The following is a 13,982-nucleotide window of genomic DNA, read 5'->3' as shown; positions in this document are numbered from 1 at the left end:
GCCACGGTCCCGCCCAGCCGGTCACCCCGAGCGTAGGCCGCAGGCTGGAGTCGAAGGGCGCCCCCCGTGGCGGCTGTCCATATGGCCGCGTGTTATTAAGATATGAAAAGACGTCTGGACGTCTATTCATGAAATTGGCCTAAGATGAGTGCCCCGGGACGCGTATCAGTTGGGTCTGTTGGCGTGTTTCCCGATGCCACCCGATGTCGAGCTTCCCACTGATGACCATCCCCGCAACACCGCGTACGCACCTCGATGACCTCGAGGCGGAAAGTATCCACATTTTTCGCGAGGTGATGGCCAGCTTTCAGAAGCCGGTCATGCTGTATTCGATCGGCAAGGATTCGTCGGTATTGCTGCATCTGCTGCGCAAGGCCTTCTATCCGGGCAAGTCGCCGATCCCGCTGCTGCACGTGGATACCACCTGGAAGTTCCGCGAGATGATCGCTTTCCGCAACGAGGTGGCAGCAGCAGGTGATGTAGACGTGCTGGTGCATATCAATGAGGAAGGCGTGCGCCAGGGCATTTCTCCGCTGACGCATGGCGCCACCGTGCATACCGATGTGATGAAAACCCAGGCGTTGAAGCAGGCACTGGACAAGTACGGCTTCGATGCGGCCATCGGCGGGGCGCGGCGTGATGAGGAAAAGTCGCGCGCGAAGGAGCGCGTCTTCTCGTTCCGCAACGCGCAGCATCGCTGGGACCCGAAAAACCAGCGTCCCGAGCTGTGGCACACCTACAACACGCATATCCGCAAGGGCGAAAGCGTGCGGGTGTTCCCGATGTCCAACTGGACCGAAATGGATGTGTGGCTGTACATCCAGCGCGAGAACATCCCGGTGGTGCCGCTGTATTTCGCCAAGCCGCGGCCGATTGTCGAGCGCGATGGTGCGTTGATCATGGTCGACGACGAGCGCTTCACCCTGCGCGAGGGTGAAACCGTGCAGATGCGGGAGGTGCGCTTCCGCACGCTGGGCTGTTACCCGCTGACCGGGGCGGTGGAATCCTCCGCCACCACGCTGGAAAGCATCATCGAGGAGATGGCCACCTCGCGCAGTTCCGAGCGACAGGGGCGGGTGATCGACCAGGACCCCACCGCCTCGATGGAACGCAAGAAGCAGGAGGGTTATTTCTGATGAATGCACAACCTGACATCGTCGTCGATACGGCCGCCGTGGCCGCGGCCACGGCTTCCAAGAGCCTGCTGCGTTTCATCACCTGCGGCAGCGTGGACGACGGCAAGAGCACCTTGCTGGGCCGCCTGCTGTATGACGCCGGCATGCTGTCGGACGACCAGCTCGACACCCTGGCGCGCGAAAGCAAGCGCCAGCGCGGTGACGGCAGCGACGTACTGGACTTCTCCCTGCTCACCGACGGCCTGGATGCCGAGCGCCAGCAGGGCATCACCATCGACGTGGCGTACCGCTACTTCCACACTGCGCGGCGCAGCCTGATCGTGGCCGATTGCCCCGGACACGAGCAGTACACCCGCAACATGGCCACCGGCGCCTCCAATGCCGAGCTGGCCGTAGTACTGGTCGATGCGCGCAAGGGACTGCTGCCGCAGACGCGCCGTCACACTTATATATGTGGCCTGCTGGGCATCCGCCACGTGGTGCTGGCGGTGAACAAGATGGATCTGGTCGATTACGACCAGGCCACCTACGAAACCATCGCCACCCAGTACCGGCAACTGGCGCAGGGCCTGGGCATCACCGACGTGCATTGCCTGCCGGTGGCGGCGCTTACCGGCGACAACGTGGGCAGCCGTTCGCCGCGCATGCCGTGGTACCAGGGCGAAAGCCTGCTGGAGGTGCTGGAGACGGTCGACGTGGCGGCGGTGCGTGCCGACGATTTCCGCATGCCGGTGCAATGGGTCAATCGCCCGGATCAGTCGTTCCGCGGTTACGCCGGCACCATCAGTGGTGGCCGCGTTTCGCGCGGTGACGAGATCGTGGTGCAGCCTGGCGTGCAGCGTGCGCGCATCGATCGCATCGTCACCGCCGATGGTGATCTGGACAGCGCCGTCGAAGGGCAGGCAGTCACGCTTTGCTTCGACCGCGAGATCGACGCCAGCCGCGGCGACGTGATCGCCGATGCGCTGCGCCCGGCGCCGGTGGCCGACCAGTTCACCTGCCACCTGCTGTGGATGGGCGACACCACCCTGCTGCCCAACCGCACCTACTGGATGAAGATCGGCACCCGCACCGTCAATGCGCGGGTGATGTCGATCAAGCACAAGGTGGATGTGAACAGCCAGGCGAAGCTGGCTGCGCGCCACCTGGATCTCAACGAGGTGGGCTATTGCACGGTGGGTCTGGACGACGCTATCGCTTTCGAGGCCTATACCGCCAACCGCACGCTGGGCGGCTTCATCCTGATCGATCGGCAGACCAACGCCACGGTCGCCTGCGGCATGCTGGATTTCGCGCTGGACCGTTCGTCCAACGTGCATTGGCAGCACATGGATATCGACAAGTCCGTGCGTGGCTCCAGCAAGGGCCAGCAGCCGACGTGCCTGTGGTTCACCGGCTTGTCCGGCGCCGGCAAATCCACCATCGCGAATCTGGTGGAGCGGCGCCTGCACGTGCTCGGCTATCACACCTACCTGCTGGATGGCGACAACGTGCGCCATGGCATCAACAAGGATCTGGGCTTCACCCCCGAAGCGCGCGTCGAGAACATCCGCCGCGTGGCCGAGGTGGCGCACCTGATGGTGGACGCCGGATTGATCGTGCTGGTCAGCGTGATCTCGCCGTACCAGAGCGAGCGCCGCTCGGCACGCGAACTGTTCGACACCGGCGAGTTCCTGGAAGTGTTCGTGGACACCACGCTGGCCGAATGCGAAGCGCGCGATCCGAAGGGCCTCTACCAGAAGGCGCGTGCGGGCGAGATCCGCAACTTCACCGGTATCGACTCGCCGTACGAAAAGCCCGAGGCGCCGGATATCCATCTCGTCACCGCCGGCCAACGCGCCGAGGAACTGGCCGAGCAGGTCACCCAGCAACTGCTGGCGCGGCTGAACGCTCCCGACCTCGACTGATCCACCACCCTTCTGTAGGAGCGACTTCAGTCGCGACGCTTCTGCTCTGGAATTCCAAGGCAAGAGCATCGCGACTGAAGTCGCTCCTACAGTTGGATCATCGCCTGCCGGATAATCGCGCCATGACGATGACCGAATGGCAGCGCGTGGATCTGCAGGCCGGTGCCGACGTGGCGCTGTTGTCGCAATGGCTGGGGCCGCAGGAAGCCGCGGCCACCTTCACCGCGCTTTACGCGGCCATCCCGTGGGAAACCCATCGCCTGCGCCTGTTCGGTCGTGAGGTGGCTGCGCCGCGGTTGAGCTGCTGGATCGGCGATCCACACACCAGCTATGCCTATTCCGGCACCCGCTTCGAGCCTCGCCCCTGGTTGCCCTTGCTGGCCGAACTGCGCGAACGCCTGCAGCAGACCTGCGATGCCCGGTTCAACAGCGTGCTCGCCAATCTCTATCGCGATGGCCGTGATTCGATGGGTTGGCACAGCGACGACGAACCCGAGCTTGGCGCCCAGCCATTGATCGCATCGTTGAGCCTGGGCGCGGAACGGCGCTTTCGCCTGCGTCGGCGCCTGCCGCGCACGCTCAAGCCATCGCCCGCCGATACGGTGAACCTGCTGTTGCCGCCGGGCAGCGTGCTGCGCATGGCTGGCGCCACCCAGCGGCTGTACCGGCACGATCTGCCGAAGACGCGCGTCGCCGTGGGCCCGCGCATCAACCTCACCTTCCGCTGGATCGAACCGCGCTGATACTCCGTGCATGGCGCGCGTTGTGGCGGAAGTCCAGTGCCAGAGGCGCGCTTGGATTGCGTGCCTGCGCTGGGGATAATGCAGCCACTTCCTTTCAAGCCGTTTCCCCATGACCGAAAAGACCGTACTCAACGCCACGCATCGCGCACTTGGCGCGCGCATGGTCGACTTCGGCGGCTGGGACATGCCGATCAACTACGGCTCGCAGATCGAGGAGCACCACGCGGTGCGCCGCGACGCGGGCATGTTCGACGTGTCGCACATGACCGTGATCGACCTGCACGGCCCGCGCACGCGCGAGTTCCTGCGCCATCTGCTGGCCAACAACGTCGACAAGCTGAAGAAACAGGGCAAGGCGCTGTACTCGTGCATGCTCAACGAACGCGGCGGCGTGATCGATGACCTGATCGTGTACTTCTTCGATGAAGCGCATTTCCGCCTGGTGGTGAACGCCGGCACCCGCGCCAAGGATCTGGCGTGGATCACGCAGCAGGCCCAGGACTTCGCGGTGGAAGTGAAGGAGCGTCCCGACTTCGCCATGATCGCGGTGCAAGGCCCCAACGCGCGCGGCAAGGTGCTCGACCTGCTCAACGCCATGGATCGCCCGCGCATCGAAGCGCTGGGCAAGTTCACCGCGGCCGCGGCGCAGGGCCCGCGCGGCATGCCGCTGTTCATCGCGCGCACCGGCTACACCGGCGAGGACGGCTTCGAGATCATGCTGCCGAATGACGATGCCGTTGCGTTGTGGCAGGCATTGAGCGAGGCGGGCGTCGCCCCGGCCGGTCTGGGTGCGCGCGATACCTTGCGCCTGGAGGCCGGCATGAACCTCTACGGCCAGGACATGGATGACGATGTGTCGCCGTGGGAGGCCAACCTCGGCTGGACGATCGCCCTGGACGAAGGCCGCGACTTCATCGGCCGAGGTCCGCTGGAGGCGATGAAGGCCGCCGGCGTGCCCCGCGTGATGATCGGCCTGGTGCTGGATGAGAAAGGCGTGCTGCGCCACGGCCAGCGCGTAACGACCGCCAACGGCAGCGGGGAAATCCTCTCCGGAAGCTTCGCCCCGACCTTGAACAAGGCGGTGGCCTTCGCGCGCATCCCGGCCGGCGATCCGGGCGAGATCAGCGTGGACATTCGCGGTCGCGAGCTGCCGGTGCGGCAGGTGAAGTATCCATTTGTCCGCGATGGTCAGCCGTGCGCTGGCATATGAGCGTTTTCACCGCGCCCATGGCACGGTTTGTACACAACGGTTGCGTCTAGAATTGCCGCCGTTACTCTGCCCAACCTCTTACTGACTGGATCCGACCATGAGCGAAATACCCGGTGATCTGAAGTTCCTGAAGTCCCACGAATGGGCACGCGCCGAAGACGATGGTCTGGTCCGCGTGGGCATCTCCGAGCACGCGCAGGAGCAGCTCGGCGACTTGGTCTATGTGGAATTGCCGGAGGTCGGCGCCAGCGTCGTGGCCGGTGCCGGCACGGCCGTGGTCGAATCGGTGAAGGCCGCATCGGATATCTATTCGCCGATCTCCGGCGAGGTGGTCGAGATCAATGAGCTGCTCGGCGACAAGCCCGAGACGATCAACGAAGACGCCTACGGCGATGGATGGATGTTCCTGGTGCGTCCCAGCGACCGCGCCGAACTCGACGAACTGCTCGACGCCCACGACTACGAAGCACTGATCGAAAACGAAGATCATTGAGCGCGACGTGTCCGGAACGAATGACGGCCGCCTATGCGGCCGTCGTTTTTTTGACTCGTCGATGATGCAGATCGACGATCGGTGTGTGCGAAAACGCGGTCGACGAGGACGCGTTGCGCTTCGCCTTCTGCGTGCCGAACAACCCGCTTCGTCGCGTTTTCGTCACGCCAGGATCGACCAGGCAGAATTATTTTTCAGCTTGTGATCGACGCCGCGACGAACTTTCAGTGGCGTTCTGTTCATATGCGCAGCACCAAAAAAAGCGGTTGCCTGCCATGCTTGTCACAACGACAGGCACGGCGGTCGAATTTCTTTTATTGCGCCTTATTGCGCGTATCCAGCGCAATACAGCGCTTTTTTGCAATTTCAGTGAAATATGGAATGGACGTATAGACGTCCATGACATGCAAGGGTACTTGGCGGGGCGACCCTGACTGCAACGGGTTTTCAGTCCTTCCAGGTGCCTTTCAACCGAATGGATTTCATGCCTAAAATCCATTGACAGGTGAAATCTTCGGGGCTAGCTTTCGCATCAGATAACGGGGAACGTTGCCATGGCGACATCAAAATTTATCAAGCCTTATGTAGAGCACGGTGAGAAGGCGGCAGCCGTACGCAAGATCACCGTCTCGATTCCGCTTCACGTACTGCACAAGCTGTCCGATCTGCGCACGTATCGCCAGGTCAACAATCTTCGGCACGCTACCAACAGCGACTTGTTGGTCGAAGCGTTCCTTCACGCTTTTACTGGGCAACCACTGCCAACTGATGAGGAGCTGAGACGAACCATGGCCACTGCCAAAAAACCTGCTGCAAAGAAACCGGCCGCCAAGAAGGCCGCCAAGAAATCCACCGCGAAGAAGGTTGCTGCCAAGAAGCCGGTAGCGAAGAAGCCGGTCGCGAAGAAAGCCGCTGCCAAGAAGGTTGCGGTGAAGAAGGTTGCCGCGAAGAAAGCGGCTCCGAAGAAAGCTGCCGCCAAGAAACCGGCGGCCGCCAAGAAAGCCGCCGTGAAGAAGGTTGCGGTGAAGAAGGTTGCCGCGAAGAAAGCGGCGCCGAAGAAAGCCGCCGTCAAGAAAGCTGCACCGGCTCGGGTGGTCAAGGCCACCAAGACCGCCAAGGCAAAAGCGAAGAAATAAGCACCCAAGAAACACGCTGTACGTTGTCGCATTCATCGTTGTTTTCTCTCCCCGCGGTGCCCAGCGCGGGGAGAGCACTTCGAAAGTCTTCGTCCCGGCCTGGCCGGGACGCTTCGTTTCCGGCTCCCGGTTTTATGCGCGGGACGCAAAACTGCCGGACCACCGTTCTCTCCGGATTGCCCTCGCCGCACGGCTCGTTCGCAGGACGTCGCCGTCCACGCCGGCCCTGCCGCCGCCCGCGCAAACGATACGTTGAACGTTGATTTGCCGTGCCACTTCGTTTGGGGTTACCTTGTCGCACATCCGCGCTGCGGCCTGTCAGGGGACCGGTCGCTCCTGGATCTACAGGGGGAAAAAAGCGCGGGTATCTATCGACACTCAGCGAGAGACTATGGATACCCGAAATACACTTCATTCGCGCCGGCGTTCGCGCGGTGCGTTCAGGCCCGTGGCCATTGCCATTCTGGTCGTCATCGGTTTGCTGGCCATCGCCGCATGGTTCCTGATCGTGCGCCCGTACCAGGCGCAAGTGCTGGCTGATGCGGGTGGTCATCCTTCCACACCGGTGGCAGCCACCACGTCCAACGCCGCGCCACCGCCAGCCAATGTGCAGGCGATGGGTACCAGCGAGCTCCTTTCCGAAGCGGGCAAGGCGGTAAGGGAGCAACGATTGCTGGCGCCGGCCGGCAACAATGCGTTCGAGTTCTACCTGCGCGTGCTTGAGAAGCAGCCGGGCAACCAGGTGGCGACCGATGCGCTGCGTGAGACGTTTCCGTTCGCGGCCACGTCGGCGGAGCAGGTCATCAACCGAAGTGACTTCGGTGAAGCACAGCGACAGATCGACTTGCTCGCCAAGGCGGACCCGACGAATTTCACCCTGACCATCCTGCGCTCGAAACTCGATGCGCAGCGCAAGGTGCTGGACAAGCAGCAGCAGCAACTGGTGCTCGACCAACAGAAGGCGCAGGAGCTTGCGCAGCAGAAAGAGGCGGCGGACAAGCTGGCGGCCGAGCAGCAGGCGGCCCAGGCCGCGCAGGTGGCGGCTCAGCAGAAAGCGCAGCCGACACGTACGCCGCAAAGGACGACAGCGGCTGATACCGCGCCGGCCCCGAGTGCGCAAGACAATGCCGCAATCACCGAGGCCGTGCTGGTCAAGGGCGCGGCGGCGCGCTATCCCCCATCGGCGATGCGGGCGCAGCAGGAAGGCTGGGTCATCGTGTCCTTCATGATCGATCCCGATGGCAGGACCAGCCACATCGACGTGGTGAGTTCGGAACCTCGTCGTGTCTTCGACCGTGCCGCGATAGAAGCCGTGGGCCGATACGTGTTCACCCCGGCGACGCGAGGTGGCGTGCCGACGGCCAGCAAGCAGCAGCAGCGCATCGAGTTCAAGTTGCGCTGAGTGAAGCCCCGGGGCATGCAGGTTCGTTGAGCTTGCATGTCCTTCAACCTTGCATCACCGACGCGCGGTACCGCATGTCCGCGCTTCCGGCTCAATGATGGCTGGGCTTCCGGTGCCTCACGGCTTTCTTGTGCTTCGGCGCCGCCTTGCGCACCGGGCGGGAAGGTGGCGGTGCGTGTTCGAGACCGGCCCAGTCGACGTGTGGCAATCCCAGCAGGCCGTCCAGCACCATCGGCATCAGGCCGCTGGGCGTGGGTCCGGTGGAATTCCACAAGGTGACCACACCGACCTGATACTTGGGGAAGAAGCCGATCATGGTGCGGTAACCGGCCACTGCGCCGGCGTGGTAGATCAGCGTTTCGCCGCCGTAGTCGTACACGCGCCAGCCCAGTGCGTAATGCGCCGCGGTGAGTCGGCCGCGACGCCACGGCGTGGCATGCAGTTCACTCGGGGTGGCCACGCCGGGGGCGTGCAGCACCTTGAGCAAGGAGGGCGACAGCACATCGGGACGGCCGCCCATTTGTGCGACCAGCCATTTCTCCATGTCGCGCAGGCTGGCGTTGACGCCGGCTGCCGGCGCCACGCGGTAATAGGTTTCGTTGGGCGTGAACGGGATCCAGCCGCGGCGGCTGGCGTGATGCGGGCGCGCCCAGCTCTTGCTGGTTTCCAGCGCGGCCAACCCGTAGCTGGCCGTGGTCATGCCCAGCGGGTAGAACAACCGCTTGTCCACCAGGTGATAGAAGAAGTCGCCCGTGCGTGCGAACAGCACATCGCCGATCATGCCGAACGCCACGTTCTGGTAGCCGTAGCACTGGCCGATGCCGCAGGTCATGTCGACTTCGTCCAGCTTGCGCACCAGCTCCTGGTACGGCACGTCGCCTTCGAGCAGGTTGTCGTAGGTGTTGCGTGGCAAGCCCAGCCGCTGGCCGAGGATGTCACCGACCGTGGCCTGATCGGAAGCGTGCGCATCCTTCAGCTTGAAGTACGGCAGCACATCGATGAGCCGGGTATCCCAGCCGAGCTTGCCGTCGTCGACCAGCAAGCCTGTGATCGCGGTGGCGAAGGCCTTTGACAATGACGCCAGCCGGAAGACCGTCTTCGGTGTGACCGGCTCCTTCGTCGCCGCGTCGGCGTAGCCGACCGTCCCCTCGAACACCACCTTGTCGCCGATCACGACGGCCGTGGCCAGGCCGGCCACGGCATCACGCTTGCCCAGCGTATTCAGCCATTGGCGATAGTCGTCGAGCGTGGCCTTGACGCGCGCCGGCGGCAGCTTCTGCACGCCAGGGGCGGGGGTGGTCGAAGCCGGGGCGACGGGCGCGGCGTTACTTGTGTCAAGCGGTGCGCAAGCCAGGGAGAGTGCACCGGCGGCGACCAAAAATATCTTTCGAAACGGCATGTTATTCTGATTTCGTTGCGGCGCGAACACGTGCTGGGGAGAGGAGGCGATACCGATGAGCCTGATTATTTTGCTGGTAGTAGTCGTTTTGATTGTCTTGTACTTCGTGGCGATCTACAACGGACTGGTTACCTCGCGCAACAGCTACAAGAACGCTTTCGCGCAGATAGACGTGCAGCTTACGCGCCGACACGATCTGATTCCCAACCTTGTGGAAACGGCCAAGGGCTACCTTGCCCACGAACGCGGCACGCTGGAGGCCGTGGTGCAGGCGCGCAATGCGGCCGTGAACGGTTTGGCCGGCGCCAAGGCCAACCCCGGCGCCCCCGCAGCGATGCAACAGCTGGCCGGCAGCGAGAACGCGTTGACACAGACCCTGGGGCATCTGTTCGCGTTGCAGGAAGCGTACCCCGACCTGAAGGCCAACCAGACCATGATGCAGTTGTCCGAGGAGCTCACCTCCACGGAAAACCGTGTGGCCTTCGCGCGGCAGGCGTTCAACGATTCGGTGCTGACCTACAACAACAAGCGCGAAGTCTTTCCGGCGTCGGTGGTGGCCAACAGCTTCGGCTTCGTGGCGGCCGAGCCGTTGAAGATCGAAGACCCGGCCGTGCGCGACGTGCCGAAGGTTTCCTTCAGCTGATCGTCATCGCGTCGCGGCACCCGCCGTGACGCGCCAGGTTCGGAGTGCACATGGATTTCTTTGCGCAACAGGCGCGCGTGCGCGGCAGCAGCCGTCGACTGGTCGTGCTGTTCGCGCTGGCGGTGGTCGCCATCGTGGTGGCGATCGACGCAGTGGTGTGGGTCGCCATGGGGCAGCGCCCGGTCGATGGCGGCCCCGCGCCGTCGAACCTGCCCTTGCTGGCGACGACCACGGTGGTGGTGCTGATGGGCATCGGCCTCAGCTCGCTGTTCCGCATCATGAGCCTGACTGGTGGCGGCAAGAAGGTGGCCGAAAGCCTCGGCGCGGTGCCGGTGCCGCCGGATACGCGCGAGCCCATGCTGCGCCAGCTGCGCAACGTGATCGAAGAGGTGGCGATCGCCGCGGGCGTGCCGGTACCGGACATCTACCTGATGCCCGACGAGCCCGGTATCAACGCGTTCGCCGCCGGTTACTCGGCCTCCGACGCCGCGATATGCGTGACCCGTGGCTGCCTGGAGCAATTGAGCCGCGACGAACTGCAGGGCGTGATCGCGCATGAGTTCAGTCATGTGTTGAACGGCGACATGCGGCTCAACATCCGCCTCATGGGGCTGCTGTTCGGCATCATGGTGCTGGCCATCGTGGGCCAGCGCGTGATCTGGTTCGGCGGCGGACGCAGCAGCCGTCGCGACGGTGGTGGCAACCAGGTCTGGATGATCGGGCTGGCGCTGATCGTGGTGGGCTACATCGGTTACTTTTTCGCGCGCCTGATCCAGGCGGCGGTGGCGCGTTCGCGTGAATCGCTGGCGGATGCCTCGGCCGTGCAGTTCACCCGGCAAACGGATGGCATTGCCGGTGCGCTGAAAAAGATCGCCGTGCTCAGCGAAGGCTCCACCCTGCAGGCAGCGAACAAGCAGGAAGTGGCGCACATGCTGTTCGGCGAGGCGGGCCGGTTCAATGCCTTGTTCGCCACCCATCCACCGCTGCTCGATCGTATCCTGGCGCTGCAACCCGGCTTTCGTGAAGAGGAGCTGGCCCGATTGGCCAGCGCGATGGAAGCGGCCACCGCGCCACCGCTGGCCACGCCGCCACCAGCGCCTGCCACCGCTGCGCCGGGTATGGGCGTGCCGCCTCTGCCCGTGCTGATGGGCGCCGCGCTGGCTGCGGGCCAGCCGGGTTTCCAGCGCGCAGGCGCGGTGCGGCGAAGTCTGCCGCAGGTGTTGGTCGATGCGACGCGGCAGCCGGAGTCCGCGTTGGCTGTGGTGCTCGCGCTGGCGATGTCCGTGCAGGACGAGATCCGGCGTTTGCAACAGCGGCAAGTGGCCGACGCCTTCGGTGACGATGTGCTCGACACGGTCACCGCGCTGACGCACGAGGTCGTGTCACTGGCGCCGGAGTCGCGCCTGCCGTTGGCGGCGCTGGCCTTCCCGGCCCTGAAGCAGCTTTCCGAAGGACGGCAGAAAACCCTGCTGGATACCTTGGGCGCGCTGGTGCGCGCGGACGGCCAGGTCGATCTGAACGAATATGGCCTGACCCGGCTTTTGCGGATGCAACTGCAGGAAGCGCAACGTCCGCGCCAGGCACCGCTGGACGGCTCGGGAAAACTGACGGCGCGCCGCGACAGCGTGGCGCTGGTGTGCGCGGTGGTGGCGCTTTATGGCAATGCCGACGAAACCGCGGCGCGTCGTGCCTGGTTGCTGGCGATGCAGTCATGTTTCCCCAACCAGGCCGTGACCTGGCAGGCACCGCCCGCGGCATGGCAGACACCATTCGACAACGCGCTGGATCAGCTGGACGAATTGTCACCGCCGGCGAAGGAATTGTTGATACAAGGCCTGGTCCACGCGATCCGTGCCGACGAGGTGATCACCACCGCGGAAGCGGAGTTGCTGCGCGTGATCTGCGCCAGCCTGCATTGCCCGCTGCCGCTGTAGGGACGCTCGCGCGCGGCCGTTCGACACGCACCGCAGCGGTGCTGGTTGATGACGTTGATGGGGCGGGTTCCATGCTGCACTGACCCGGCCAGGCGCCATGCTAGGCTTGCCGCGCCCCACGCTGGATGTATCCGTGAGTTTGTCCCGCCAACCCGCCGTCGACTCGACCACCGCGCCGTTATGGTCCGCGCTGGCGTTCTTCTTCGTGATGGCGTCGTACTACATCATCCGGCCGGTCAGGGACCAGTTGATCGGCGCGCTGGGTTCGGCGTCGCTGCCGCTGATCTACGGCGTCGTGTTCCTGGTGATGTTGTTGCTGACGCCGGTGTTCGGCGTGTTGGTGGCGCGTTTCCAGCGGCGCCACCTGCTCGGCTGGAGCTACAGCTTTTTCATCCTGTGCCTGCTGGCCTTCGTGCCGGCCTTTCTGGCGCAGCAGCAGATCGGCGCTCGCTCGCTGGGGCTGGTGTTCTACGTCTGGGCCAGCGTGTTCAACCTGTTCGTGGTGTCGCTGTTCTGGAGCTTCATGGCCGACATCTTCGACAGCGGCCAGGCGCGGCGGGTGTTTTCGCTGATCGCGCTGGGCGGCATGGCGGGTGCGGTTTTCGGGCCGCTGGTGACCAAGCTGCTGGTGCAGCTGATCGGTGTGGCGCCCTTGCTGCTGGTGTCGGCGCTGGCGCTGGGCATTGCCCTGGCGCTGCTGCTGCGCCTGTCGGCCCGGCACGACCAGCTGCCCGGGGATCCTGGCAACGTCGCCATCGGCGGCTCGCTGTGGGCTGGCATCAAGGAGCTGTGGTCGCGACCGTTCTTGCGCTACATGGCGTTGCTGATGCTGTTTGGCGACGGTATCGGCACGCTGGCCTATGCGATGGTGGCCGACTACGCGAAGGCGCATTTCTCCGATGCCGTGGCGCGCACCGCGTTCTACAACGACCTGGATCTGGCCACCAATCTGCTCGGCGCGGTGATGCAGCTGACACTCACGCGCTGGTTGCTGATACGCCGCGGTGCAGGCTGGGGGCTGGTGGTGCCGACGGTGGTGAACACGGTGTTGCTGGCCGGCGTGGCATGGATGGGCGGCGGTTCACTGACGCTGTTCGGCGCGGTGGTGCCGATGCTGTCGGTGATGCTGGTGGTCACCCGCGGCTTCGCCTACGGCATGACAAAGCCGGCGGTGGATGCGTTGTATACGCGCGTCCCGCGGGAGACGCGCTACAAGGGAAAGAACTTCGTCGAGACCGCGGTATGGCGTTTCGGCGATGTGTTGGTGACCAGTGCCGTGAGTGGCCTGCGTACGCTCGGCTGGGGTATCGGTGGCCTCGCCCTGCTGGGCACCGGCGTCGCCGCCATGGCCACCGTGGTGGCGCACCGTGCCGGCTGGTCATCCGACCTTGCCCCGGAAGATTCGGCCCGGCGCGACGGACGTGACGCACCGCCAGCATGAATGCCGCGGGGCGTTCACCGATTCCCCATTCCCGATTCCCCATTCCCGATTCCCCGCTAGCTGGTGATATAGCGCTGCAGATGCTCGATCTCTTCGGCCTGCGCGTCGATCACCGCCTTCACCAGATCGCCGATCGAGATCACACCCACGACCTGCTCACCGTCCACCACCGGCAGGTGGCGGATGCGGCTGTCGGTGCAAAGGCGCATGCAGTCGAACACGTCGGTATCCGGGCTCACCGTGATCGGGGTGCCGCTCATGATGTCCGATACCGCCGTTTGCGAGGACGAGCGGCCCTGCAGCAGTACCTTGCGCGCGTAGTCACGCTCGGACATCACGCCGACCAGCGCGCTGCCACGCATCACCATCAGGGCGCCGATGCGGTATTCGGCCATACGCTTGATCGCTTCGAGCACCGGTACATCGGGCTCGATGGAGAAGATCTTGTTGCCTTTGCCTTCCAGCAGATGTTTGACCTGGCGCATGCGTGGAATCTCCTGCCGGTCCCGGCGGGCCGGTTGGGTTGAGTCTAGCGTCC

11 protein-coding genes and 1 pseudogene are annotated in these 13,982 nt (G+C 64.3%); 10 read left to right on the top strand and 2 right to left on the bottom strand.

Annotated elements, in window-relative coordinates; translation table 11 throughout:
- The first annotated feature begins 221 nt into the window (after nt 1-221).
- From cysD to ASD68_RS15370, 7 genes and pseudogenes are all read left to right on the top strand, one after another.
- Nucleotides 222-1,136, top strand: coding sequence for a sulfate adenylyltransferase subunit CysD (gene cysD / locus ASD68_RS15400; RefSeq protein WP_056608331.1), 915 nt, complete (start codon nt 222-224; stop codon nt 1,134-1,136).
- On the top strand, nt 1,136-3,043 hold the full coding sequence (cysN, locus tag ASD68_RS15395) for a sulfate adenylyltransferase subunit CysN (protein WP_056608329.1): 1,908 nt from the start codon (nt 1,136-1,138) through the stop codon (nt 3,041-3,043). Before cysD ends, cysN begins: the two co-directional genes overlap by 1 nt.
- A 122-nt stretch (nt 3,044-3,165) precedes the next feature.
- Nucleotides 3,166-3,786: an alpha-ketoglutarate-dependent dioxygenase AlkB gene (locus ASD68_RS15390; RefSeq protein ID WP_056608327.1), complete on the top strand. Its 621-nt coding sequence runs from the start codon at nt 3,166-3,168 to the stop codon at nt 3,784-3,786.
- 109 nt (nt 3,787-3,895) lie between these two features.
- Nucleotides 3,896-4,996 carry a glycine cleavage system aminomethyltransferase GcvT gene (gene gcvT / locus ASD68_RS15385; protein WP_056608325.1) on the top strand — a complete coding sequence of 367 codons (1,101 nt, stop codon included), beginning with the start codon at nt 3,896-3,898 and terminating at the stop codon, nt 4,994-4,996.
- Between the two features lie 97 nt (nt 4,997-5,093).
- The gene (gcvH, locus tag ASD68_RS15380; protein WP_007080625.1) at nt 5,094-5,489 is read left to right on the top strand and encodes a glycine cleavage system protein GcvH; all 396 of its coding nucleotides are present in this window, start codon (nt 5,094-5,096) and stop codon (nt 5,487-5,489) included.
- A gap of 554 nt (nt 5,490-6,043) precedes the next feature.
- Nucleotides 6,044-6,298, top strand: a pseudogene (gene metJ, locus ASD68_RS17480) (met regulon transcriptional regulator MetJ); the annotation flags it as partial.
- Between the two features lie 718 nt (nt 6,299-7,016).
- Nucleotides 7,017-8,027, top strand: coding sequence for an energy transducer TonB (locus ASD68_RS15370; protein ID WP_056608323.1), 1,011 nt, complete (start codon nt 7,017-7,019; stop codon nt 8,025-8,027).
- Between the two features lie 91 nt (nt 8,028-8,118).
- On the opposite strand, the gene ASD68_RS15365 is transcribed toward ASD68_RS15370, so the two are convergent.
- A complete protein-coding gene (locus tag ASD68_RS15365) occupies nt 8,119-9,426 on the bottom strand; it encodes a serine hydrolase domain-containing protein (protein WP_056608320.1) in 1,308 nt (435 codons plus the stop codon).
- Nucleotides 9,427-9,481: 55 nt separating this feature from the next.
- On the opposite strand from ASD68_RS15365, the gene ASD68_RS15360 reads away from it, so the two are divergent.
- From ASD68_RS15360 to ASD68_RS15350, 3 genes are all read left to right on the top strand, one after another.
- Nucleotides 9,482-10,069 (top strand): LemA family protein, encoded by a 588-nt coding sequence (locus ASD68_RS15360; RefSeq protein WP_056608317.1) that lies wholly within the window; start codon nt 9,482-9,484, stop codon nt 10,067-10,069.
- Nucleotides 10,070-10,119: 50 nt separating this feature from the next.
- Nucleotides 10,120-12,003 carry a M48 family metallopeptidase gene (locus ASD68_RS15355; protein ID WP_056608315.1) on the top strand — a complete coding sequence of 628 codons (1,884 nt, stop codon included), beginning with the start codon at nt 10,120-10,122 and terminating at the stop codon, nt 12,001-12,003.
- Between the two features lie 133 nt (nt 12,004-12,136).
- Nucleotides 12,137-13,444: an MFS transporter gene (locus tag ASD68_RS15350; protein ID WP_082546120.1), complete on the top strand. Its 1,308-nt coding sequence runs from the start codon at nt 12,137-12,139 to the stop codon at nt 13,442-13,444.
- Between the two features lie 56 nt (nt 13,445-13,500).
- Here ASD68_RS15350 and ASD68_RS15345 read toward each other — a convergent pair whose 3' ends face one another.
- Nucleotides 13,501-13,929 (bottom strand): CBS domain-containing protein, encoded by a 429-nt coding sequence (locus ASD68_RS15345; protein ID WP_007080632.1) that lies wholly within the window; start codon nt 13,927-13,929, stop codon nt 13,501-13,503.
- Between the last annotated feature and the right edge of the window lie 53 nt (nt 13,930-13,982).

It is taken from the genome of Rhodanobacter sp. Root627 (genome assembly GCF_001427835.1).
In the GTDB taxonomy this organism is placed as follows: domain Bacteria; phylum Pseudomonadota; class Gammaproteobacteria; order Xanthomonadales; family Rhodanobacteraceae; genus Rhodanobacter; species Rhodanobacter ginsenosidimutans.
Note: the sequence above shows the minus strand (reverse complement) of the source record. Positions and strands in the feature narration are given on the sequence as shown.